Source organism: Staphylococcus sp. URHA0057 (assembly GCF_000620265.1).
GTDB lineage: Bacteria > Bacillota > Bacilli > Staphylococcales > Staphylococcaceae > Staphylococcus > Staphylococcus pasteuri.
Map to the genome: position 1 here is coordinate 550,144 of NZ_JHVS01000001.1, position 25,800 is coordinate 575,943.

General features: G+C 30.6%; 21 protein-coding genes and 2 pseudogenes. 6 read left to right on the forward strand and 17 right to left on the reverse strand.

Annotation, left to right across the window (positions count from 1 at the left end):
- Window positions 1-306: 306 nt before the first annotated feature.
- The 4 genes from pepF to spxA form a co-directional block, all read right to left on the reverse strand.
- The gene (gene pepF, locus N524_RS0102555; protein WP_029055567.1) at window positions 307-2,115 is read right to left on the reverse strand and encodes an oligoendopeptidase F; all 1,809 of its coding nucleotides are present in this window, start codon (window positions 2,113-2,115) and stop codon (window positions 307-309) included.
- A 43-nt stretch (window positions 2,116-2,158) separates the two neighbouring features.
- Window positions 2,159-3,151 carry a competence protein CoiA gene (locus N524_RS0102560; protein ID WP_029055568.1) on the reverse strand — a complete coding sequence of 331 codons (993 nt, stop codon included), beginning with the start codon at window positions 3,149-3,151 and terminating at the stop codon, window positions 2,159-2,161.
- A gap of 117 nt (window positions 3,152-3,268) precedes the next feature.
- Window positions 3,269-3,988, reverse strand: a complete 720-nt coding sequence (mecA, locus tag N524_RS0102565; protein ID WP_029055569.1) for an adaptor protein MecA — start codon at window positions 3,986-3,988, stop codon at window positions 3,269-3,271.
- 262 nt (window positions 3,989-4,250) lie between these two features.
- Window positions 4,251-4,646 carry a transcriptional regulator SpxA gene (gene spxA / locus N524_RS0102570; protein ID WP_002450775.1) on the reverse strand — a complete coding sequence of 132 codons (396 nt, stop codon included), beginning with the start codon at window positions 4,644-4,646 and terminating at the stop codon, window positions 4,251-4,253.
- 289 nt (window positions 4,647-4,935) lie between these two features.
- Here spxA and trpS point away from each other — a divergent pair, with 289 nt between their 5' ends.
- On the forward strand, window positions 4,936-5,925 hold the full coding sequence (gene trpS / locus N524_RS0102575) for a tryptophan--tRNA ligase (protein WP_017637396.1): 990 nt from the start codon (window positions 4,936-4,938) through the stop codon (window positions 5,923-5,925).
- 97 nt (window positions 5,926-6,022) lie between these two features.
- The gene (locus N524_RS0102580; protein ID WP_029055570.1) at window positions 6,023-6,514 is read left to right on the forward strand and encodes a GNAT family N-acetyltransferase; all 492 of its coding nucleotides are present in this window, start codon (window positions 6,023-6,025) and stop codon (window positions 6,512-6,514) included.
- 125 nt (window positions 6,515-6,639) lie between these two features.
- Here the strand turns inward: N524_RS0102580 and opp4C are convergent, their stop codons facing one another.
- The 5 genes and pseudogenes from opp4C to opp4A all read right to left on the reverse strand — a co-directional run bounded on the left by opp4C (window position 6,640) and on the right by opp4A (window position 12,218).
- Window positions 6,640-7,521: an oligopeptide ABC transporter permease gene (opp4C, locus tag N524_RS0102585; protein ID WP_029055571.1), complete on the reverse strand. Its 882-nt coding sequence runs from the start codon at window positions 7,519-7,521 to the stop codon at window positions 6,640-6,642.
- A gap of 14 nt (window positions 7,522-7,535) precedes the next feature.
- Window positions 7,536-8,497 (reverse strand): annotated as a pseudogene (gene opp4B / locus N524_RS12700) (oligopeptide ABC transporter permease).
- Window positions 8,498-9,469: pseudogene (locus N524_RS12705) on the reverse strand (ABC transporter ATP-binding protein); the annotation flags it as partial.
- 3 nt (window positions 9,470-9,472) lie between these two features.
- Window positions 9,473-10,456 carry an ABC transporter ATP-binding protein gene (locus tag N524_RS0102600; protein WP_029055572.1) on the reverse strand — a complete coding sequence of 328 codons (984 nt, stop codon included), beginning with the start codon at window positions 10,454-10,456 and terminating at the stop codon, window positions 9,473-9,475.
- 49 nt (window positions 10,457-10,505) lie between these two features.
- On the reverse strand, window positions 10,506-12,218 hold the full coding sequence (opp4A, locus tag N524_RS0102605) for an oligopeptide ABC transporter substrate-binding protein (RefSeq protein WP_029055573.1): 1,713 nt from the start codon (window positions 12,216-12,218) through the stop codon (window positions 10,506-10,508).
- A 159-nt stretch (window positions 12,219-12,377) separates the two neighbouring features.
- Between opp4A and N524_RS13120 the strand changes: the two genes are divergently transcribed.
- A complete protein-coding gene (locus N524_RS13120) occupies window positions 12,378-12,740 on the forward strand; it encodes a DUF3899 domain-containing protein (protein WP_225880643.1) in 363 nt (120 codons plus the stop codon).
- A 44-nt stretch (window positions 12,741-12,784) separates the two neighbouring features.
- Here the strand turns inward: N524_RS13120 and fabF are convergent, their stop codons facing one another.
- Window positions 12,785-14,026 carry a beta-ketoacyl-ACP synthase II gene (gene fabF / locus N524_RS0102610; RefSeq protein WP_029055574.1) on the reverse strand — a complete coding sequence of 414 codons (1,242 nt, stop codon included), beginning with the start codon at window positions 14,024-14,026 and terminating at the stop codon, window positions 12,785-12,787.
- Between the two features lie 11 nt (window positions 14,027-14,037).
- Window positions 14,038-14,979 carry a beta-ketoacyl-ACP synthase III gene (locus N524_RS0102615; RefSeq protein ID WP_017637404.1) on the reverse strand — a complete coding sequence of 314 codons (942 nt, stop codon included), beginning with the start codon at window positions 14,977-14,979 and terminating at the stop codon, window positions 14,038-14,040.
- A 313-nt stretch (window positions 14,980-15,292) separates the two neighbouring features.
- On the opposite strand from N524_RS0102615, the gene N524_RS0102620 reads away from it, so the two are divergent.
- The gene (locus N524_RS0102620) at window positions 15,293-15,487 is read left to right on the forward strand and encodes a YjzD family protein (RefSeq protein WP_017637405.1); all 195 of its coding nucleotides are present in this window, start codon (window positions 15,293-15,295) and stop codon (window positions 15,485-15,487) included.
- A 56-nt stretch (window positions 15,488-15,543) separates the two neighbouring features.
- Here N524_RS0102620 and N524_RS0102625 read toward each other — a convergent pair whose 3' ends face one another.
- From N524_RS0102625 to N524_RS0102640, 4 genes are all read right to left on the reverse strand, one after another.
- Window positions 15,544-16,077 (reverse strand): YbhB/YbcL family Raf kinase inhibitor-like protein, encoded by a 534-nt coding sequence (locus N524_RS0102625; RefSeq protein WP_029055575.1) that lies wholly within the window; start codon window positions 16,075-16,077, stop codon window positions 15,544-15,546.
- Between the two features lie 193 nt (window positions 16,078-16,270).
- Window positions 16,271-18,877, reverse strand: coding sequence for an ATP-dependent chaperone ClpB (gene clpB, locus N524_RS0102630; RefSeq protein ID WP_029055576.1), 2,607 nt, complete (start codon window positions 18,875-18,877; stop codon window positions 16,271-16,273).
- 298 nt (window positions 18,878-19,175) lie between these two features.
- A complete protein-coding gene (locus tag N524_RS0102635) occupies window positions 19,176-20,978 on the reverse strand; it encodes an acyltransferase family protein (RefSeq protein WP_029055577.1) in 1,803 nt (600 codons plus the stop codon).
- A 493-nt stretch (window positions 20,979-21,471) separates the two neighbouring features.
- Window positions 21,472-21,780 carry a metal-sulfur cluster assembly factor gene (locus N524_RS0102640; RefSeq protein WP_017637409.1) on the reverse strand — a complete coding sequence of 103 codons (309 nt, stop codon included), beginning with the start codon at window positions 21,778-21,780 and terminating at the stop codon, window positions 21,472-21,474.
- A gap of 112 nt (window positions 21,781-21,892) precedes the next feature.
- Between N524_RS0102640 and N524_RS0102645 the strand changes: the two genes are divergently transcribed.
- Both N524_RS0102645 and N524_RS0102650 read left to right on the forward strand, forming a co-directional pair.
- Window positions 21,893-22,717: a Cof-type HAD-IIB family hydrolase gene (locus N524_RS0102645; protein ID WP_029055578.1), complete on the forward strand. Its 825-nt coding sequence runs from the start codon at window positions 21,893-21,895 to the stop codon at window positions 22,715-22,717.
- Between the two features lie 76 nt (window positions 22,718-22,793).
- The gene (locus N524_RS0102650; protein ID WP_029055579.1) at window positions 22,794-24,110 is read left to right on the forward strand and encodes a CoA-disulfide reductase; all 1,317 of its coding nucleotides are present in this window, start codon (window positions 22,794-22,796) and stop codon (window positions 24,108-24,110) included.
- Window positions 24,111-24,176: 66 nt separating this feature from the next.
- Here N524_RS0102650 and N524_RS0102655 read toward each other — a convergent pair whose 3' ends face one another.
- Both N524_RS0102655 and N524_RS0102660 read right to left on the reverse strand, forming a co-directional pair.
- A complete protein-coding gene (locus N524_RS0102655; RefSeq protein ID WP_029055580.1) occupies window positions 24,177-24,578 on the reverse strand; it encodes a YisL family protein in 402 nt (133 codons plus the stop codon).
- Between the two features lie 235 nt (window positions 24,579-24,813).
- The gene (locus tag N524_RS0102660) at window positions 24,814-25,716 is read right to left on the reverse strand and encodes a fumarylacetoacetate hydrolase family protein (RefSeq protein ID WP_017637413.1); all 903 of its coding nucleotides are present in this window, start codon (window positions 25,714-25,716) and stop codon (window positions 24,814-24,816) included.
- Between the last annotated feature and the right edge of the window lie 84 nt (window positions 25,717-25,800).

Here is a 25,800-nt window from a genome sequence, read left to right on the forward strand (position 1 = left end):
TAAAGCCAACACAAAATGATTTTAAATAATCTTTTGTGCTGGCTTTTTGTTTATTCATTAATTGTATAATTTATGTATATTGTTCAACGTATAATTTTATAATAAATAAAAAAACGCCGTGTCTGATTACACGACGCTAAACAAAGGGGATGGGAGAAATTTTTCACTTCAAACAAAGGGGTATGTTTGTTATGTGATTAATTTCATGTTCATAATATAACACGACACATACCCCATTTCAACCATTCAGTTTATTAAATTTTAAATTGTCACAATCTGTTCATAATGTAAGCGAATTCAATCATATTAAGCTTTCATTAGCTTTTCAAAAGCATCTAATTTTTGTTCAAAGACTTCACATGCTTGTTCAATTGGTTCTGGTGTTGTCATATCTACACCCGCATTTTTTAGTATTTCAATTGGATAATTTGAACTACCTTTTTTCAAGAATTCATTAATATATCTTTCAACAGCTGGTTGCCCTTCTGTCAAAATTTGATGACTTAAACTTTGTGCAGCACTATAGCCTGTTGCGTATTGATATACATAATAATTCATATAGAAGTGTGGAATTCGAGACCATTCTTTACTGATATCTTCATCAGTTTCGACAGCATCTCCAAAATATTGTTTATTCAATTTGGCATATTCTTCATTCATACGATTAGGTGTTAATGGTTCACCCGCTTCTTCAATTTGATGAATTTTATGTTCAAATTCAGCAAACATAGTTTGACGGAATAGAGTTGCTCTAAATCGTTCTAATTCTTGGTTTAGAAGTAATAAGCGTCTTTCATCGTCAAGATGTTTATCCATATAGTCACTTAGTAATGCTTCATTACAAGTTGAAGCAACTTCTGCTACAAATATAGTATAATCACTTAAGTTTGAAGGTTGGTTTTGACGACTGAAATAACTATGAGCTGAATGACCAAATTCATGAACTAATGTATATAAATCAGATACTGTATCTGACCAATTTAATAAGATGAACGGGTTTGTTAAATGCGCACCTGATGAGTAGCCGCCTGAACGTTTACCTTTATTTTCATATACATCTACCCAGCGATTTTCTAGTCCTTCTTTAACTACATTTAAATATTCTTCACCCATAGGTTCAAGTGCTTTTAACATCCATGATTTAGCTTCTTCATAAGGCATTTCAAATTTAACGTCTTTTACTAATGGTGTATATAAGTCATACATTTTCAAATCATCAATACCTAATAACTCTTGACGCAATTTAGTATATCTATGAAGTAAAGGTAAGTATTTGTGAACTGTTTTCACTAAGTTATCATAAACTTCTTCAGGAATATGATTATTACTTAAAGCTTTTTCACGTGCAGAATTGTAATGGTGTGTACGAGCGTTAAAGACATTTTTCTTAACTTCACCTGCTAATGTTGCACCTAAAGTATTATTATGTGCTCCATAAGCTTTATAAACATTTCTGAAAGCAGATTCTCTTAATACTCTATCATCTGATTCTAGATATTTAATAAAAGTACCTTGTGTAAGTGGATGTGCTTCTCCATCTTTATCTATAGCATCTTCAAATTCTAGATCAGCATTACTGAACATTCCATATACATTTGATGGTGTAGATAAAGCATCTTGAGCTTCAGTAAGTAATTTTTCAGTATCAGCATCTAAAATATGTGGACGTTTTTCATTAATAAGTTGTAAATCGAACTCATATTGTTTCAATTTATCGTTAGATTGAATAAACGATTGAATTGTCGCTTCATCAATTTGTAAAATCTCTGGCACTAAGAAACTCCATGCTGAACTGTATTTAATAATTAATTGGTGTGCACGTGATTCCATACCAGTATATTGATCATTAGCAGTATCTTGGTCTTGTTTAAGATGAGCATAAACATACACCTTCTCTAATTTAGTACCTATTTCATCTTCTAATGCTAATGCTTCATATAAAGTTTCGGCACTGTCTCCTAAGCGCCCTTTAAATTGCTCTTCTTTACCGATATCATTTTCAACTTCTTTAAATGCTTCTTCAAATGCTTCATTGTTTGGGAAAATCGTTGTTAGATCCCATGTATATTCAGGATATTTAAGTTCCTGTTCTTCTCTAGTTAATTGTTGATTCATAAATAAACCTCCTCGAAATTCTCAATAACTTAATTTTCTCATTTTAGTAGATAATTTGCACGTCTTTACTGTTAAGATTTATAGCATATTGATATTCCATTATTATCGCCTTAATAATCTCAATTTTAGCTTTTGTAGGATTTGAAAATTGTCTGAAATCAAGGCATTTTTCAAAGTATTGATAATTCAATCGTTTTTCTTTCTCTAATAACAATAATTGAAGTTGCCATTCGATAGGATGGGTTTTGATATATATTTGATGAGGTACGATAAATCCCACTTTATACGCCACCTTATCCTCAAACAATTGTAATTGATACATCGCACTTAAAGTAGGCTCTAATACTGAATTCTTCCAACGACATCGTTGTATATATTTTAAAATCTTTTGATTACTCAGTTTATAAATTGTATTTGAACTATGACTAAGTTTATTAGCCTTATCTAAATAGTTTATCAATGTTTGTCTTCTTGCTTTAAACGTCTTACCACCAATATGTTGTATATCTGAATAAACTATAGGTGACTTATCTTGTTCATTCCAAGTTAAAAGTCTCTTAGTTTCACAATCAATAGTACTTGCTTGAAAGTCACTTAGACTTAGCATCATTTTGCTTTTATCATATTTAATATCTTTAACAATCCATATGGGATGTAATCCAATACTATTCAGACCGTCACTACGTAGTCGTATCTTGGATAAACTAATCATAGAAAACTGTAATTCTAACGCTATTTTATCGTTAACTACTATATCTGGTAATTGATTAATCAATTTGTAAAATGGCTCAATTCGGACAGTATATCCTAATCGTTTTAACATAGTTGCTAATTGGTATTTTGCGTGATAGTGAAGTTCTGATTCACCTTTTGCACACCATCTTTGACTCTGGCTTTCATGTGCAAAATGAGGCATAACTTTTATTCCTTTTTTCAAAATTAATTTTGAATGGCAATGAGGACAATAATAATCCACATTTTTAATGGCATTTTTAGCTAAGATATGTTCATTGTTATGATTTAAAGCTACTAACATACGTTCACCTCATAAATATTAACGAAGCAAACACTATTTTTACTTTTGACAACATATAAGTTTAAAGAAGTCCATAAAAAAACGAGACATTTTCATGTCTCGTCTAAAATACTATTTTTATTCAGTTGCGTCAGTAAAATAACGACGCATTTGAGAAGTGACATTGTGACTCATAATGATTTTACCGTAGTCATTCAAGTACACTTCAGTTTTATCTGTTGGATAAGCAAATTCTAACAATTGACTATAACTATCATTAATTGTCTCTTGATCTACATTTTCATCAAAATGGATAGCATAATAATATTGTGAATCAATCATGTAAAGTAAATCTTCAAACTCTACTGTACTTTGATTGTTGTGATAAGCATAATTTATTACTTGCTCTAGATCTTCAAATTTAACTATGACAGTACGCATACTTGCTTGTTTACGCTGTCTTTGAGGTTGTTCTTGTTGTGCTTTCTTTTGTTGATCGCGTTGTTCAAATATATTTTCTACATTATCTTCACTTTCAAGTGTTTGAGCTAGAAGTTCATTTACTTGGTCATCAAATTGATCAAAATGATTATCATCAGCCATATTCATAGCTTCTTCATTTTTAGACTTAGAAATAGTCACTTCCACACCCTTTTCAAAGGCATGTACTTGAATCCATAATGGACCTTCAACAACAAAATCTTCTTCTTCATTGATTTCATCCATCATAGACCAAAAGAATTCTTCTCCACGTTTGCGGTTTGTCCATAAATCTTCACGACTAAAGCCACGCGCTTCTATATCGCTATATGTTATAAACAATTTAACTGTTGTATCATCTACGCGTTCTATTCTCATATCATCTCACTCCTTACAGTCGATGAATAGTAACCATATTGTATTAGAACGTGACTTAAATTACAATCTATTTGTTTGATTAAATTTAACTATATTTTTATGGGGTTCTTATAGTGTTATATTCCCCATTTTCATAGGTAAAAAACAACCATCTATGACTCAATTCAACTTCTATAATATACAAAAAACAACACCATTTCAAAAATAGTGTTGTTGTAATATCTTTTAGTAAAGTGATTAAATCACATAGTTATTAAAGTTATTAGTCAACCAAACGTTGAGCTTCTTGTAATTGGAACGTACGGACTTTTCTTGGTAAGAAACGTCTAATTTCATCTTCGTTATAACCAACTTGTAAACGTTTATCGTCTAAAATAATTGGACGACGTAGTAAACCAGGATTATCTTGAATAATTGAGTATAAATCTTGTAATGGTAAAGAATCAATATCAACATTCAATTTTTGGTATGTTTTAGAACGAGTTGAAATAATCTCATCAGTTCCGTCTTCAGTCATTTTTAAAATTAATTTAATTTCATCAATTGTTAAATGTTCAGAAAAAATGTTACGCTCCGTATATGGAATGTCATGTTCTTGTAACCATGCTTTCGCTTTACGGCAAGATGTGCAACTTGGTGAAGTAAATAATGTTACCATACATCTCACTCTCCTATAATTGGATTCATTCGTTATTTTTAAATATGTTATAGATTAAAGAAATTTATGTTTCTTTTGCTTTCTTAACCTTACATTTTACATTATACCCATCTAACATTAAAATTAAATGAGAAAATCCTAATTTTTCTGAGAAATTTTGAAATAATTCAAAATAGTCTCTCAAAATATTTCAATGCTTAAATATACATTCATCTTAACACAACTTACATTTTAAAGAAATACTGTTATAATGATATGTAAATATTATTTGAGAAAGTAGGCATCTTATATGGAAACATTATTTTCAGGCATTCAACCAAGTGGTATACCTACAATTGGTAATTATATAGGTGCATTAAAACAATTCGAAGAAATTCAAAATGACTATGAATGTTTCTTTTGTATTGTTGACCAACATGCTATCACAGTACCACAAGACCGCTTGAAGTTACGTAAACAAATCAGACAATTAGCTGCGATTTATTTAGCATCAGGCATTGATTCTGATAAATCAACACTATTTATTCAGTCAGAAGTACCAGCACATGTCCAAGCTGGATGGATGCTCACTACAATCGCTTCAATCGGTGAATTAGAACGTATGACACAATTTAAAGACAAAGCGCAAAAACGAACTGACGGAGTACCAGCAGGATTACTTACATATCCACCTTTAATGGCAGCTGATATCGTTATTTATAATACAAATATTGTTCCTGTTGGAGAAGATCAAAAGCAACATATGGAATTAACTCGTAACTTAGTAGATAGATTCAATAGTAAATATAACGACGTATTGACTAAACCAGAAATTCGTATGCCTAAAGTCGGTGGACGTGTTATGAGTTTACAAGACCCTACTAAAAAAATGAGTAAAAGTGACGATAACCAAAAGAACTTTATCTCATTATTAGATGAACCAAATGTTGCAGCTAAAAAAATTAAAAGTGCTGTCACAGATTCCGATGGTGTTATTAAGTTTGATCGTGACAATAAACCAGGCGTTTCTAATTTATTATCTATTTATTCAGGACTAACTAATGAAACAATTAAAGATATTGAAGCGAAATACGTTGGAGAGGGTTATGGTAAATTCAAAGGTGATTTAGCAGAAATTGTAAAATCATTCTTAATCGATTTCCAAGAAAAATATGAATCTTACTATAATTCTGATGAACTAGATGATATCTTAGATAAAGGTAGAGACAAAGCTCAAAAAGCCTCATTTAAAACGTTGAAAAAAATGGAAAAAGCTATGGGCTTAGGACGTAAAAGATAAATTATTATCGAAAATTAATTTTCCATTCAAAGTGTTTATACTTTGAATGGTTTCTTTTATACCAAAATTTCATAAAGTATTTTAGGGGGAATCTATTTTGTATCAATTTAGAAATGCCAAAATAGATGATTTAGAAGAAATCTTAATTATTGAAAACCAAGGTTTTACACCAGAAGAAGCAGCAACAAAATCAGCTTTAATAAAAAGAATTGAAATGATTAATGATACGTTTATTATCGCTGAATTGAATGAAAAGGTTGTTGGTTATATTAATGGACCGGTAATTAATCAACCATTCATTACCGATGATTTATTTGAAAGTATAGATGAGAATTCAACAACTGGAGGTTATGTAGCTATATTAGGATTAGTCGTTGATCAATCACAAAGAAATCAAGGACTTGCTGGTAAATTACTAAATGAAATAGAACAACGAGCTAAAACACACCATCGTTTAGGTATAACATTAACCTGTAAAGAAGAACTGATACCATTTTATGAAAAATATGGTTACGTTAATAAAGGGGTTTCTAGTTCCCAACATGGTGGTATAAAATGGTTTAATTTAATGAAGGAATTTAAACATTAGTTGATCATAAATGATATAAATTAAATGGCGAAGAAAAAACGTATCGATACGCTTTTCTCCGCCATTTTTAATTTAATTATTTTTTCTTTTTACCAGTTTCTCTATCGATTGATTAACTATTTTCTTTACCTGCGCCCTTTAGGATTAAATGCATCTTTTAAACCTTCACCAACAAAATTAATACTTAAAATAGTTAATGTTATCATTAACGCTGGTGGCATCCATATCCATGGTTTTCCACTAATCACATCACCCTCTTGAGCATCACTTAACATATTTCCCCAAGATGGTATTGCTTTACTAATTCCAAATCCTAAAAAACTTAATCCAGATTCTACAACAATCATTCCCGCAAATGTTAAAGTAGCTTGCACTATCACAACACTTATTATATTTGGTAATAAGTGCTTAAATATAATTTTATGAGTAGGAGTACCTATAGATTTAGCAGCTAAAAAATATTCGTTTTCTTTTTCTTGCATAACCTTGCCTCTAACTAATCTAGCAATACCACCCCAACTCAAAATGATAATTACAAATACTAAAATAATCGCTGACCCGTATGGATTTTTAATCTTATCACCTAAAGCTGCATTTAATACAATTGCAAATATTAAGAACGGAAACAGCATCACAAATTCAGTAATTCTCATCATTACAGTATCAATAATGCCACCAAAGTACCCAGATAATGTACCTATTGTAATACCTATTATTAACATTCCTAAAGTTGAAATTATTCCTATACTTAAGGAAATTCTACCGGCATAAAGCAATCTGCTAAAGTTATCTCTACCACCTGAGTCAGTTCCTAAAATATTTTCTAGAGACATGTCACCTTTAATATTCAATAAATCTTGTTTATTTATAGGAAGTGGTGCAATCAATGGTGCTAATATTGAAATAATAATAACAGTTATCAAAAAAAATAAAGATATCATCGCAATTTTGTTATGATAAAACTTATTTAATGCAATTTTAAAAGGCGATTTTGACTTTTGATTCATAGTTGTCCCCCTTGTTAATTACTTCTAATTCTAGGATCAACTAAACCATATGTTATATCTGATATAAATTTCCAAGTAATCCTAAAAATGAAAAAAATAAAGTTAAAGCCATCATTAGTGAATAATCTTGCCCAGTTACTGATTCTAAAAATAATTTTCCAACTCCATTATATGAAAATATAGTTTCAGTTATAACTGCTCCTCCAAGAATACTAACTATATCTGCACCTAAAAAGGTAATTATAGGAATCAAAGAATTTCTCAAAATATGTTTAAAGTAAATTTTATTATCTGACAATCCTTTTGCTCTAGCAGTTAATACATAATCCTTTTTAGAGTTCTCAATTATGTCGTTTCTTAGATATTGAATATAACCAGCCGTAGATAGTAATCCGAGTGTTGTAGCAGGTAGTATTGTATGATATAACTTACTGAGATAGTAAGCTAATGAACCTTCTTCTAAATTAATATCGACCGAACCTTGAAACGGGAAAATATGAAAATTAAATGCAAAAAGAAAAATTGCAAATACACCAGCAATAAACGATGGAATGGCTAACATTAGATAGTTAAATACTTGTATTGAATAGTCTCCAATACTATAAGCATATCTTCCAGAATATATTCCTAAAGCAAAAGAAATTACATAAGTAATAATTAGTGACACTGTTCCTAATAAAATAGTGTTAGGTAATCTTTCTTCTATTAAGTCAAGAACAGGCCGTTTATATTTTATGGATTCTCCAAAATCTCCATGTAGAATATTATTAGCCCATCTTATGTATTGAGTAGTTATTGAATCATTTAAACCCAGTTTTTCTCTTTGAGCTTCTATTGCTTCTTGTTTTACATTTGGTCCATGTTGCCCAGAAAATGGATCTCCTGGCTGAATAATAGCTAATGCAAATACAACCATTGATATTAAAATTAATAACGGTACCATTAGACCAAGTCTTTTTAAAATTAATTTAAGCATTAAATCCCCCCCCACTTTCGGATAGAAACAAGCTACTTGATGTCCTTTTATATGTTCTTTTAATTTAGGCATTTTTTCTCGACATATTTCTTTTACATATGGACATCTAGTTTGAAACGGACAACCTTTTGGTGGGTTACTTGGAGAAGGTAATTCTCCTTTCAACAATTCTCTTTTCTTTCTACTAGAATTGAATTGTGGAATTGATGATATTAATGCTTGAGTATAAGGATGTAAAGGTCTGTTGTAAATATCTGAATCAGAAGCTATTTCTACAATATGGCCAAGATACATTACACCAATAACATCACTTATATGCTTAACCACACTTAAATCATGAGCTATAAATAATAAACTTAGATTAAATTCTTCTTGTAAATCCTTTAAAATATTTAATACTTGTGATTGAACTGAAACATCTAAAGCACTAACAGGTTCATCTGCAATAATAAGTTTAGGTTTTAATGCAATTGCTCTAGCGATACCCACTCGTTGACGCTGACCACCTGAAAATTCATGTGCATACTTATAATAAGCATCTTCATTTAAACCCACACATTTTAATAAATGTAACACTTCAGCTTTTACATCATTTTTATTTATCTTTTTATAGTTCAATATTGGTTCAGCAATAATGTTACCAATCATTTGCATAGGATTTAATGAAGCATAAGGATCTTGAAAAATGATTTGAAAGTTTTGTCTAGCTTCTCTTAATTTTCTCCCTTTTAAATGTGTGATATTTTCCCCATCTAAAATGATGTCACCTGAAGTTACGTCTTCTAAACGTAAAATAGACTTTCCTATTGTAGATTTTCCACAACCAGATTCTCCTACTAAACCAAAAGTTTGTCCTTTTTTTATATGAAATGAAACATCATCTACAGCTTTGACAAATCTTTTTTTATTAAATATTGAACTTTTAATTGGGTAGTATTTTTTAAGCTTTTTTACTTCTAAGATGTTCTCCATAAATTACCCCTCACTTTTATTGTCATATAAATGACAACGTACTAATCTATCCTTATCTTTCATAAATTTTGGATGGACTTTGTCACAAATTTTTATTTTTTCAGAACATCTATTTGCAAAACGACAGTGGTTATGACCAAATTCTAAGATAGAAGGAACAATTCCTTCTATTGTATCTAGACGTTCTTTAACTTCATCAAGTTTTGGTAATGTGTTTAGTAGTTTTTTAGTATATGGATGTTTAGGTCTTACAATAATATCTTCCAAATCACCATACTCTACAATTTGACCCGCATACATTACCATCACCTTATCACAAAATTCTGAAACAACACTTAAGTCATGTGTAATTAAAATAATTGCCATGTTATTTTCTTTTTGGATTTGTTTTAATAGTTCTAATATTTGAGCTTGTATTGTTACATCAAGGGCAGTTGTTGGCTCATCGGCTATTAATAGTTTAGGTGAACAACATATTGCCATTGCAATCATTACTCTTTGTCGCATACCGCCTGAAAGTTGATGTGGATAGCTATTTAATATTTCATCTTGTCTAGGTATACCTACCTTTGTTAATAAATCTTTAGCCTTTTCGTACGCTTCTTTTTTAGATAAACGCTGATGTATTCTTATATTTTCAATAATTTGATTTTTTATTTTAAATACAGGATTCAACGCAGTCATTGGCTCTTGAAAAATCATAGCAATATCATTACCACGTAATTTATTAAATTCTTTAGCATTAAAATTATCAATTCGTTGACCTTCAAATATAATTTCACCATGTGTTATTTTAGAAATTTTCTCAGGTAAAAGATTAATAATAGATTTACTCATGATTGATTTACCACAACCCGACTCTCCTACAACTCCTAAAACTTCACCTTCATTTAATTTAAAAGTTATGTCTTCTACAGTTGGATGCCAGCTATTATGTATTTTTAATGATGTTTCTAATTCATTAACTTCAAGTAATTCTTTTTTCATACTGTCCCCCTAAAAAGCAACCTCGACACAATGTCGAGGTTGCATAAGATTAATTATCTTTTGTCATTTTATACAATGGTGAATCATTTCCAAGTTCTATATCGTAGTTTTTCACTTTATCGTTAGCGATACTAATAGATTTTATTTGTAAAATTGGCAACGCTGGTAACTCTTCATTCAAATATTTTTGCCATTTAACATAAATATCTTTACGTTTTTGTTCATTGTTTCCAACTTTATTAAAGTCTAACGCATCATCTAAATACTTATCTGATTTAGGCATTACTGTTCTCATTTCATTTTGTGGTCTATCAGTATGGTATAAGTCTGACGGATCTGGATCAGTACCGCCTGTCCATGATCTGAAGTAAACTTCCATATTTTTAGAAGCATTAGCTAAATCATCATTATATTTTCCAAATTCCACCATTTTTACTTTCGTCTTTAGTCCTACTTTTTCCCAGAAATCTTTTATTGCAGCTGTTCTTGGTTCAAAAGTTGGGTTTGTTCCTGCATAATGTTTTAAATTAATTTCAAATGGTTTACCTTTCGGATCTTCTCTAAATCCATCCCCATCTTTATCTTTATATCCTAATTTATCTAAAATTTTCTTCGCTTTATCTGGATCATAATTATAGTGATTTAATTCACTATCATTTGCTGCAATCCAATGAACAGAAGGTACGAAAGTATTTAACTCAGTGCCATATCCTTGGAAAAATGCATTTATCCATTTTTTTCTATCAAATGCATAAAGTAATGCTTTTCTTAGTTCTTTATCCTCATATTTAGGTCTAACTTTTCCAGTTTTGTTTGTAGCTTTATCATAATCATGAGATACGAATCCTATAAATGCATAATCAAGTCCTGGTGCTGATAGAACTTTTAATTTCTCTTTTGACTTTTTAGCTTCTTTAGCCATACTACCAGTTGCATTATTTACTAAATCTATATCTCCTTTTTCTAGTGCTTTTATCATCTGTGGTTGATCAATAACCTTTAATTCTATTTTATCTAGAGCAGGTTTGCCTTGCCAATAATCATCAAATCTTTCAAGTTGCACTGCCTCTCCTGGAACAATTTTCTTAACTTTATAAGGACCAATACCAATAGGGTATTTCCTAATTTTATCCGATTTAGCTAAATCTTTTACAGGAATATCACCGACATATTTTTTACTCAATAATGCGTCACTAGGAAATCCTGTTAAATAATTAACTTTTTTCTGATCAAAAGTAACTTCCATAGTATAATCATCTATTTTTCTAATACCGCTTATTGAGTTAGCTTTACCTTCATGTTTTTCTTTAGCACCTTTTATATTTTCAACACTTGGATAATATGATCCGTCATAATCTTTATCAGCTAAAACCTCTAAAGTGTATATCCAATCATCTATTTTTAGTTCATTTCCATCATGCCATTTGATTCCTTTTTTTATTTTAAATTCAATTTTTTTACCAGGATCTATATCTTTCCATGAGGCAATATATGGTTGAGGTTTAATTTTTTTATCTATTTTTAGTAGGCCTTCATTAAAATAATTTACAACTTCAGAATCACTAGCATCTGAAGATAATATTGGAGAATAGACACCACTTGGTGCATGGCCAAGTCCTACCTTTAAAGTACCTCCTTTATGATTGGAAGTTTCAGTTTTTGAGACGTCTTTATTATTTTCTTCTTTACTAGTTCCACAAGCACTTAAAATAAAAATTGTTGTTAATATAAGTATGAAATACTTAGATATCCTCTTTTTCATAAATTTAATTCCTTTCGTAGATTCTAGTTGTTATTAATGTATTTTACTATTGATGGAAAATAAGACAAGTTTGTTTTTAGAAATTTCAGTTTTCAATGTTTTTGTTAAATTACTAATATATTGATTTTGATTTATTATTTAATTTACAGAATCAAAAAAATTTCAAAACCTAAAAAATTATTTATAACAGTCATCATATCTTTTCTATTTTGGATTTGGACTTCTCATACATGGACTGATTATATTAACGTCTTATTTTATGTATCTTTAATTTCTTTCATACTATTGTTTATTATTCTTTTAGTACAGGAAGGCATATTCGATGTCACTAGTTATGGTTTTCGACGTTTAACATACCAACTTTCATCTAATTCGAAAAAGAAAAGTATGAAAGATGATGCGTTTTTTAATCCTAAAAACGCAAAAAAGGAACACTACATGATTTCCTCATGGGTGCTCCCTAGTCTTTGTATTAATATATTGTTAGTTATCGTCACTATTATTGTTTCTTTCACTATTTAAAAACGCAAGTGTCACATTAAGCCGACACTTGCGTTTTGTATATTTTAGTCTTCGAATTTTTTGAAAATCAGTACTGCGTTATGTCCACCAAAACCTAAACTATTACTCATTGCATGTGTAATTTCTAAGTCTTGAGCTTCATTAGGCACATAATCTATATCACATTCTGGATCAGGTGTTTCTGCATGAATCGTTGGAGCAATTTTTGAATCTCTAATTGATAAAGCAGAGAAAATCGCTTCAATACCACCAGTTGCGCCAAGTAAATGACCTGTCATAGATTTTGTTGAGCTAAGTTTTAATGTATTAACTGCATCACCAAAAGTATTCTTGATAGCTTGTACTTCGTATAAGTCACCCACTGGAGTACTTGTACCATGCGCATTTAAATATTGAATATCTTTTGCTTCAATGCCCGCATCATCAAGTGCTGCTTGCATTGCTCTAGAACCGCCTTCACCTTCTGGCGCTGGTGCAGTAATATGGTAAGCATCACCTGTTGTACCATAGCCCACAATTTCTGCATAAATTTTAGCACCACGTGCTTTTGCAGATTCAAGAGATTCTATAACTACAATTCCTGCACCTTCACCCATAACAAAGCCATCTCTGCCTTCTTGGAATGGACGGCAAGCCGTTTCTTTATCATCATTTGTAGATAATGCACGACTCGCACTGAAACCAGCAATAGCCATATGTGAAATAGGAGCTTCCGTACCACCAGTTATCATTGAGTCCGCATCACCACGTTGAATGATTTTAAATGCTTCACCAATTGAGTTAGTTCCTGTTGCACAAGCAGTTACAGTTGAGCCACTTGGACCTTTAGCACCTAAATCAATAGATACTTGTCCTGTCGCCATATCTGGAATTAACATTGGCACGAAGAATGGACTTACACGTCTTGGTCCGCGTTCAACTAATTGAGTATGGGCTTTTTCGAATGTTTCCATTCCTCCGATACCTGAACCAATCCACACACCAATACGATTTGCATTCGCTTTAACGTCTAACTGGGAATCTTGTACTGCTTCTCTAGCAGCAACAACTGCATATTGCGTAAATCTATCCATACGACGTGCTTCTTTTTTATCAATAAAATCTTCTACATTAAAATCTTTTAATTCGCCTGCTAGATGCACATTATAATTTTCAGTATCAATTCTTGTAATAGTATCGATACCATTAACTCCTTTTAGTGCATTCTGCCATGTTGTTTCAGCATCGTTACCGATTGGAGATAAGGCTCCGATACCAGTAATAACAACTCTATTATTTTCACTCATTAGTTATCCTCCTATTTTCCCCATTTAATAACCATTGCACCCCAAGTAAGTCCGCCACCGAAACCTACTAAAACTAGCGTATCGTCATCTTTAATTTTACCATTTTGTAACTCTTGATTAATACTTAACGGTATTGAAGCAGCAGATGTATTACCGTATTTATTAACAGATACACTCATTTTTTCAGGTTCAATACCTAATCTTAAACGAGCTGATTCCATAATTCTTATATTTGCTTGATGAGGTACAAATAAATCGATATCTTCTGAAGTTAAACCTGCTTTTTCAACAACACGTGTTGACGCATCGCCCATTATTCTTACAGCAAATTTAAATACTTCACGACCATTCATTTTTAATTTCTTAGTTTCTTTATCTAAATATAAGTATTTTCCGCCACTACCATCAGATCCCATTTCGTAACTAATAATACCGCGACCTTCTGATACTTCGCCAATAACAACTGCACCAGCGCCATCGCCAAATAAGACAGCTGTAGAACGGTCAGTTAAATCAGTAATTTTAGATAATTTATCTGCGCCTACTACTAGTATATTTTTATAATCACCTGATTGAATATATTGTTTAGCAGTAATCATTGAATACATAAAACCAGAACAAGCTGCTAACTGATCCATTGTAGGTACTTTTCCTGTACCTAAACGTTCTTGTAAAATATTAGCAACACTTGGGAATGGCATGTCACCTGTCGCAGTCGCTACTATAATCATATCTATATCTTCTGGTTGAATACCAGCATCTTTAATTGCTTTTACACTAGCTTCGTAAGCTAAATCTGATGTATCTTGATCTTCATTAGCCCAATGTCTTTCTTTGATTCCAGTCATTTTAGAAATCCATTCATCTGATGTTTCTAAAAATTGTTCAAAATAGGCATTGTCTACAATATTTTCTGGAGCGTATGCCCCGAAACCTTTAATACCCACATCCATGGTTGTACACCTTCTTAATAAATTTTTAATACCAGGTATTAATTTAACATATTTTTCATTTTAAACTCAAGTATATAGAAATCTAATTGAATAGCTGCTATCTCTACACATACTTATATGATTAGCTATACAATCATTAAATACCGTCATTTAAATAGCTTTTTAATTTCAACTAATACAAAAATGCTTTAATTAAATCATATCATATATAAGTTTGATACCACTGTTTCAAACTCATTTGGATTCACTCTATACAAACAATCTTTTTTCCATTAAAATATATGTATATATACTATATTGGAGGTTGCATGCAATGAAATACCTCATGACATTCTTTTGGGCATTCGTTTTATTACAAATGGTCAATTTCGTGTTGAACAGTTTAAATGGTGAAGGTAACAGCTTAAATGTTGTTTCCCCTATCATTATGGCAGTTATCTTTACAATAACAACTGCTATTTTAGGTGCAATAATTAGTCCTAAAAATAAATCTGAACAATACGAATAAGTAAAAACTGGTAGCAGACTTTTATACAGTTGCTACCAGTTTTTTTATAATTTATATCATAAATTTACTATTTTTAAATTTTTCTCCCCCGTCAATTGTACACTTGTTTCGTCAATTTTATGTTTGTTTACTTGTTTTAAAAAGTCATTCAAATAAAATCCATTATCTAAATCTAATTTTTCTTTTAATGCATAAACTGTTAATTCATATTGATGATCTTTGTCAGGAGGTGTGGGTCCTACATAATACTTATCAATTGCTGAGAAATCTTCTCCTAATAAGCCACTTGTGAAACTATTCTTTCCTTGAATACCGTCAGTCGTAATTCTAGAGAAATCTTCTTTTACAGAAATATTTGAATTTGAAACTTTAAGATTTGCTACACTCCAATGAATCCAGGCAAATCCACAAACTGGAATAGCATCATAGTCTATTAATGACCAAGCAAGATATTGAGTATCTTTAGGAAGTTCAGTCACTTCAAAAGGAAATGATTTTATTGGATTGCCATTGATTATGTCACTTTCATTTGCGCCAGCTGCATAGGCATATGGGATAAAATTGTTTTTAAATTCTGTGTTGATTTTCATGATGTTCACTCCTCGAATAATTACTATTATTTCTTATTATATTATAAATTAACTAATTAAAGTATATGCATCATTTGTTTAGTTCATTATGTGAATCAATCCATACTTTTAAATACTGAAATCAACCATTTACATCACAAATAAAAAACCAAGAAGATGAATTTTCATTCAAATTCTTGGTTTTAGTTATTTATTATTCAGGTTTGTTAACATCAAATGTTAGTTCATTGTTTTCATCTAAATCTACATCTATTTTAGTACCTTCTGGTAAGTTTTCTTTAATCATCATACGTGCTAATGGTGTTTCAATTTGTCTTTGTACAAATCGTTTCAATGGTCTTGCACCAAATTGAGGTTCATAAGCTTCTTCACCTAACCATTTTTTCGCTTTTTCAGTTACTTCAATAGTTATTCTTTGATCTACTAATCTCATATTCAAGTTACCAATAATTTTATCGACAATCATACTCATATCGTCAACTGATAATGGTCTGAATAATACGATGTCATCCATACGGTTTAAAATTTCTGGTTTGAAGTATGCATGTAAGCTATCCATAACAGCTTTTTCAGTAGATTCACTAATATCACCTGTTTCAGATACTTGATCTAACAATACTTGTGAGCCAATATTACTTGTCATAATAATAATTGTATTTTTAAAATCAACGCTTCTACCTTTAGAATCAGTTAATCGACCTTCATCTAAAATTTGAAGTAATACGTTAAATACATCACTGTGGGCTTTTTCCACTTCATCAAGTAAGATAACTGAGTATGGGTTACGTCTTACCGCTTCAGTTAATTGACCACCTTCATCATGACCTACATAGCCTGGAGGGGCACCAATTAATCTAGACACAGCATGTTTTTCCATATACTCACTCATGTCGATTCTGATCATGTGTTTTTCAGAATCAAATAATGACGCTGCTAATGATTTAGCTAATTCAGTTTTACCTACACCAGTTGGTCCTAAGAATAAGAAACTACCAATTGGTCTATTAGGATCTTTGATACCTGCTCTGGCACGTACTACAGCGTCAGAAACTAAATCTACTGCTTTATCTTGACCTACTACACGTTTATGCAAAATATCACCTAAGTGCAGTAATTTATCTCTTTCAGTTTCTACTAGTTTTGATACTGGGATACCTGTCCATTGACTTACGATATCTCCAATTTCTTCGTCAGAAACGATTTCACGAATCATTCTGTCGTTATCTTCACCTTGCTCATCTTGGAAGACATCTTCTAATTCTTTTAATTCTTTTTCCAATTGTGGTATTTTACCATATTGTAATTCTGCTGCTTTTTCAAGATTATTATTAGTTTGCGCATCTTCTAAAGCTTTTCTACTTTCATCCAATTCAGCACGTTTTTCTTGTAATTTAGCAATTTTTTCTTTTTCTTGTTCAACACGAGATTGTAATGAGGCTTGTTTTTCTTTTTCATTAGATAATTCTTCTTGAAGTTCTTCGAGTCGTTGTTTACTTGCATTATCTGATTCGTTTTTTAATGCACTTTCTTCTATTTCTAACTGCATTACACGTCTATTGACTTGGTCTAATTCAGTAGGATTTGAGCCCATTTCTGTACGAATAGTTGCACAAGCTTGGTCGACTAAGTCAATCGCTTTATCCGGTAAGAATCTGTCAGTAATATATCTATCAGATAATTCTGCTGCTGTAACTAAAGCACGGTCTTGAATACGTACACCATGATATACTTCGTAACGTTCTTTTAAACCACGTAGGATTGAAATTGTATCTTCAACATCTGGTTCGCTTACGCCTACTTTTTGGAAACGACGTTCTAAGGCAGAATCTTTTTCAATATACTCTCTATATTCATTTAATGTTGTAGCACCAATACAATGTAATTCACCACGTGCTAACATAGGTTTTAACATGTTGCCGGCATCCATAGCACCGTCTGTTTTACCTGCGCCTACTAACATATGAATTTCATCAATAAATAGGATTATTCTACCATCAGATTCTTTAACTTCTTTAAGTACTGCTTTCAAACGTTCTTCGAATTCTCCTCGGAATTTTGCACCTGCAACTAAGGCACTTAAATCAAGCTCGAAAATAGTTTTGTCTAATAATGATTCAGGCACGTCTTTTTTAACAATTCGTTGAGCTAAACCTTCAACTATTGCTGTTTTACCTACACCTGGTTCACCTATAAGTACTGGATTATTTTTTGTTTTACGGCTTAAAATACGAATCGTATTACGTATTTCCTCGTCACGGCCAATGACAGGATCCATTTTACCTTGACGCACTTCTTCTACTAAGTCACGGCCATATTTTTCTAATGCTTCATAATTTACTTCTGGGTTCTGGCTAGTCACATGATTTCCCCCTCTTATTTTATTTATAATTTCTTTGATAACTTCAGATTTATTACCTATGAATTCTTTAGTTGTTTGATCAATGTCCATAGCTGCTCTTAAAACATGTTCCATAGAAATGAATTCATCATCATAATCATTCATGTAAGTTTCAGATTTGTTCATTAATTCGTTTGCTTTAGAACTGATATATTGTCCATATTGAACATTATCACCTTGAACAGTTGGATAAGATTTTAACTTCTTATCATAAGCTTTTTCTAATTGGTCTACGTCAATATTTGCACGTTCTAACACACTTTTAAATAAACTTTCACTTTCGTTTAATGTTGCTTTTAGTATTGCTTCTATTTCTATATTTTGTAATTCAAATTCTTTACTATATTCAATTGCTCTTTGTAATGAGCCTTGAATAGCATAAGTCATTTTATTTATATCCAATTGTTTTCACCTCTATTTATTTAGAGTCAGTCATTCATTTATCAAAGTTTATTTTTGACTTTGACTTTCTTTGACCTTAACTATATTATAGTCCTCTTTTTAAAATTAATCAACAACTTGAACCTAAAATTTTTATTAATTTTAATCAATTAAATTTTGAATGGATAATACCGAAAAACTCAAACTAAAACCTCTTTATGTATTGAATTCACATTTTTTAAAATATAAACAAAGAAGTAGTATTGAGTACGTTTAGTTTAATAAACATCTTTCAATACTACTCCTTTATGTGATTAGATTATTTCTTTTTAATATGTTTTAAAATTTCGTCAGTAAGTGCTTTTACGCCACTATTTTCTAAATGAATGCCATCTGGTGCAAAGTATTCTGTATGACCCTCTGATCTTTTATACCAATCAATTAAAGTCACATTGCTCTTTTCTTTTGCTGCATCAGCCATTAGCTTATTAACGTGATTTTCATAACCTCTTGGTACTCGTGTATTGACTAAATAAATTTGAGCTTTACCAAATTTACTAATTAAATCATCAAGTTGTTCTTTATTAAAATCACCATTAGTACCTAATTCTAATACAACTTGATCAGATTTTTTATTATAATGAGAATAATTTTGTTCTGCTAATGGAATCGCTTGATATAAATTTCTACCAACTTTACCATCAATTTTAGCTTTTGGTACACTGTCTTTAAAAGTTTCCCCTATGTCTACCATTACTGAGTCACCTATTAATAATGGACTAATATCTGTATCTACATCTGTATCATTTTTTCCATTTTGACCAATTTTATCAATAGGAATCATTCTAATTAAATACTTATCTTCTAAATCTGTGTTAAATGAATTGGACTTATGATTAATTTTATCTTTACCTAATCCATCAAATGAACCAATCATAATAAAAGCAAATGGAATAATTAAAATAATAATCGTAATCGTTCTAATAAGTGCAGGTTTATACTTACGTTTCAAAGTAAATGCCTTTAAACCTTGTTTTCTGAATGGCGTTTCTACATAACGATATGACAACTCAGCGCAAACAAATGTTAAAACAATATCTATAATGTAGACATATAAAGGAATTTGTCCATCAATATAATAGCTATGAATAAAACTAATAATCGGAAAGTGCCATAAATATAAACTATAAGACCGTTTACCTATGTATACAAACAAAGTATTACCTAATAGTTTAGACACAAATGTTGCTGGATGCACCACACTAGCAATGATAAATAAAGTCATAGCAGAAATAATATAAAATCCACCATTATAAATCCAGTCACTTTCGTCTTGAACAGTTACAAATAATAGAATTAAAAATGCTAATCCTAATATGCCTACAATATCTATTGCACGTTGTAACGCTTTAGGAGGTTGTGCTTTTAATTTGAATGGTGGCCATAAAAATGCCAATATGACACCCAATAATAATGTTTGTAAACGCGTATCTGTACCAAAATATACTCTTGAATGGTTCAGATGTGGCTCTGAAATGATAATCATTAACATAAGTGATAATAATGAAATGATCCAAAAAATGAGCGTCACATTACGGTATTTCTTTAAAGTTAGTAATAAAGTAATTAAAACTATTGGAAAAACTAAATAAAACTGTTCTTCAATAGCTAATGACCATAAGTGTTTAAGTGGCATAAAAGAGAATTGTTCAAAATAGTTAACATCTTTAGCGATATACCACCAATTTGAAACATAAAATATTGCAGCAATAATATCATGTTTTACTCTAACTATCTCTTCTGATTTAAAAAGTAATGTGGCTATACCAACTACTAATAATAGCGCTAATACAGCTGGAACTAACCTTTTCAAACGACGTAACCAAAAATTCTTTAAATTGATTATGCCATTTTCTTCGTATTCTTTTAATAATAAGCTCGTTATTAAATAACCTGAAATAACAAAAAATGTATCTACACCTAAAAATCCGCCTGTTAACCATTGTTTATTTAAATGGTAAATAATAATGCCGATAACAGCAATTGCTCTTAAACCATCTAAACCAGGCATATATCTTAATTTCTTTCCCCTATTTCTAGTGCTTTTATATTCCTTATTCATATTTCACTTTCTTCCCCATCAAATCATTTTCGAATATTCATAGTAGTTTAAGTTTTATATTAAAATAGTCATGTATCTTGTATTTAATCTAAGTTTCATTACTTATTGAGAAATAATTAAAACAACTTGATAAATCTTATGACTAATAATGATTTGGTTAAAATAAACTTGCAACAACTTATTTATTACTTAAATTTATTGCATTCAAGTTACAATTAGTCTTAATTATTGTAATACAACCGTAATATAAATTCAATTTAAATAGCAATTGAATATTATTTATTTAATGACGATTGGATTTTTTTTAAATTTATTATAAATACATTTTTATTTTCAGAATATTGGTTTCTTATCGTTTAGATAGCGTAAATTTTTAAATTTAATTCATCTTAATTTGCCATCTCTAATTTAGACCACATAAAAAAGAATGGTATGTAATGTATACACGCAATGTGTATATTACTACATAACTATTCTTATTATCAGAATTAGATTAACCAACACCTAGAGCAATTTTCGCGTATCTAGACATCATATCTTTATTCCAAGGTGGATTCCATACGATATTAACTTCAGTATCTTGAATTTCTGGAATCTCTGCTAATACAGTTTTAATTTGATCAATAATTTGCGGTCCTAAAGGACAACCCATAGAAGTTAATGTCATCTCAACAGTACAAAGTCCTTCGTCATCTACATCAACTTTATATACTAATCCTAAATTAACAATATCAATACCTAATTCAGGGTCGATTACCATTTCTAGAGCTCCTAGGATACTATCTTTTAATGCCTCTTCCATTAGTATCACCTCTCTATATTTTCTTTATACTAATATATCAAATATCCGACAAAACGCCAATAAAATGCTATGATACAACTACAATATATTATTACGACATAAGGAGAACGTTATGCAGCCTCATTTAATTTGCTTAGACTTAGATGGAACATTATTAAATGATAATAAAGAAATTTCTAATTATACAAAACAAGTTTTAACAGAATTACAACAACGTGGTCATTCAATCATGATTGCTACAGGCCGTCCATATCGTGCCAGTCAAATGTATTATCATGAATTAAATATGGATACGCCTGTCGTAAACTTTAACGGTGCGTATGTACATCATCCTAAATCAAACGATTTTGATACAATACATGAAGTTTTAGATATAGATATTTCTAAAAATATTATCGAAAAATTACAGCAATTTCATGTAACTAATATTATTGCTGAAGTAAAAGATTATGTGTTTATTAACAACCATGATCCTCGTCTATTTGAAGGTTTCTCAATGGGAAATCCTAGAATACAAACTGGTAATTTATTAGAACAACTTAACGAAGCACCAACATCTCTATTAGTAGAAGCAGAAGAAAGCAAAATTCCAGAAATCAAAGATAAATTAACACAGTTTTATGCTGAAAATATTGAACACCGTCGTTGGGGTGCACCATTTCCTGTCATTGAAATTGTTAAACGCGGTATTAACAAAGCTCGTGGTATTGACCAAGTTAGACAATTTTTAAATATTGAACCAGAACATATTATTGCTTTTGGTGATGAAGATAATGACATCGAAATGATTAAATACGCACAATATGGTATTGCTATGGACAATGGTCTTCAAGAACTTAAGGATATTGCTGATGAAACAACATTTAGTAATAATGAAGATGGAATTGGAAGATATTTAAATAATTTCTTTGATTTGAATATACGTTATTATTCATAAGAATAGCGTTTCAACACATCTGAGATAGATATACTATGCTGTCTCAGAATTTTATTATATCAGGGGGTATAACCGCATGAGTAAAATAGTTGTCGTCGGTGCAGTTGCAGGTGGTGCAACTTGTGCAAGTCAAATTAGACGTTTAGACTCTGAAAGCGAGATTATAATTTTTGAAAAAGATAGAGATATGAGCTTTGCCAACTGCGCATTGCCTTACTATTTGAGTGATACAATTACTGAAAGAGAAAAAGTGTTAGCTTATACTCCGGATAAGTTTTTCGATAAAAAACAAATATCAGTTAAAACGTATCATGAAGTCATTGCAATTAACGATACCAAACAAACTATAACTATTAAAAATAAAAATACAAATGAATCGTTTGAAGAATCATATGATTACTTAATTTTAAGCCCTGGTTGTAGTGCAAACCGACTTAATTTTGATACAGACTTAGCTTTTACATTAAGAAACCTAGAAGATACAGACGCTATCAATTCATTTATTGATAAAAATAATGCTCAAAAAGCATTAATTGTAGGTGCTGGGTATATTTCATTAGAAGTATTAGAAAATTTATATCATAGAGGATTAGATATCACACTTATTCATCGTTCTGAACAGGTAAATATATTAATGGATCAAGATATGAATCAACCTATCTTTGATGAATTAAAAGATAAACATATTCAATATCGTTTAAATGAAGAAATTGCTGATATAAATGGTAATGAAATTACATTCAAATCAGGAATAAAAGAAGACTACGATATCATTATTGAAGGTATAGGTACTAAACCTAACTCTGAGTTTATAAAAAGTTCTAACGTTCAACTTGATGAAAAAGGATTTATTCCAGTGAATGATGCTTTCCAAACAAATATAAATAACATTTATGCTCTTGGAGATGTCATTACATCACATTACAGACATGTTGATTTAAAAGCAAATGTTCCTCTAGCCTGGGGCGCACATCGTGCTGCGAGTATTATTGCTGAACAATTAGTAGGAAATGATAATATTAAATTTAAAGGATATCTAGGATCTAATATTGTTAAATTTTTCAATTATACGTTTGCTAGCGTTGGTGTTAAACCAGAAGAATTATCTCAATTCAATTATAAAATGGTAGAAACTAAACAAGGCGCACATGCAGGTTATTACCCAGGAAATACACCATTACATCTGAGAGTATACTTTGATCAAGATACTAGAAAAATTATACGTGCAGCTGCAGTTGGGCAAGAAGGTGCTGATAAACGTATTGATGTATTATCTATGGCAATGCAAAATAATATGACTGTTGATGAATTAACAGAGTTTGAAGTTGCGTATGCCCCACCTTATAGTCATCCTAAAGATCTTATTAATATGATTGGATATAAAGCACAATAAAAAACATGCAAAACGGTTAATTAAAATCGTTTTGCATGTTTTTAAGTTTATAAATGATTTAATGACCTATCCTAAACCTAACATTTTTGAGATAGGACCCCAAGGAAGAATAACACCAATTGCCATTGTTATAATAATTAAGACAATTGTACTCCAAAATAATTTTGTAGAATCTTCGTGTTTCTTTCTTTTAGTAATAGAAATTTCCATTAATGCAATAACACCTAAACCACACAACATTTTCAATGTTAAAAGCATATGATTGCCGCCTTCACCATTACTGGCTGCAGCAAATTCTTTAATTAATTCCCAAAAACCAGAAATTAATGTTAATAGCATAAACAATCTTAATGCCATCTGTAATGGTTTAAAATATGGTGTAGCTCCTTGTGCTTTAGAAATGTTTAAGTATGCAGCAATAAAAAGAATAATTGCTAATACCCAACTTAAAATATGAACATGTAACAAATCAATGTTCCCTCCACTTAATATTTTACTTAACTAATGATACCACAAAACGAACAATTTATTTTAAATGATATAAGTATATAATTTATTACCCTTTTTAAGAGATTGTTCGTCATAGTAATAAACAAAAATATAAAACTCTAACCCTAAGCCCAAACATAATTATAGCCTGAGACATTTACTTATGTCCCAGGCCTTTAACTATATTATCTAATTAATTATAACTAGTTCAATCTTATTCAGAAATGTAAGTAGTTAACGTACCAATATTATCGATAGTTACTTTAACTTCATCACCAGGTTGTAAGAATTTTGGAGGTTGCATACCAGCACCAACACCAGCTGGCGTACCAGTAGCAATAATATCTCCAGGATGTAAAGCAACGTATTTAGAAATTTCTTCGATTAATTCGTCAATTTTTAAAATCATTTCACCTGAGTTACCATCTTGACGAATTTCATTGTTTACTTTAGTAACAATATTAACGTTTTCAGGTGTAGGTAGTTCATCCTTAGTTACGATGTATGGTCCCATTGGGCAACCACCTGTTAAACTTTTAGATAAGAATGCTTGGTCGTGGTTATTTTGGGCATTACGGTCAGTAATATCATTGATAATTGTATATCCATAAATATAGTCTAACGCTAATGCTTTAGGAATTTTCTCTCCTGATTTACCAATTACAATACCTAACTCGCCTTCATAATCTAATTGATCAGTAATATCTTTGTGATTTGGAATTGTTGCTAAATCACCTGTTAATGATGATGCTGCTTTAGTGAAAACATATAATCGTTGTACTTCATGGTTTAATTCACTTGCATGATCTTCATAGTTACGACCAAATGCGATAACGTTATTTGGTGGAGTAACCGGTGGTAAAAATTCAATATCATTAAATGAAATTTTATAATCTTCAGCTTTACCGCTATCTTCAGCAGCTACAACTGCTTTACGTACTTGTTCTTGGAAATCTAACGTTTGGTTTTGTTGTAATCCTGCTAATAATGTTTTCGGATGAAAATCACTTTCTGCAAAATCTGCAAATACTAATGTTAAATCCCAAACAGCATCTTCACGTTTAACTTTAACACCATATGAAGTTCTGTCATTATGCTTGAATGATAAAAATTTCATTCATAATCAACTCCTCATCTATATCTTAATACATATTATAACTGTTATGACCATGAAATAACAAATATATAAGTAAGAAAATTA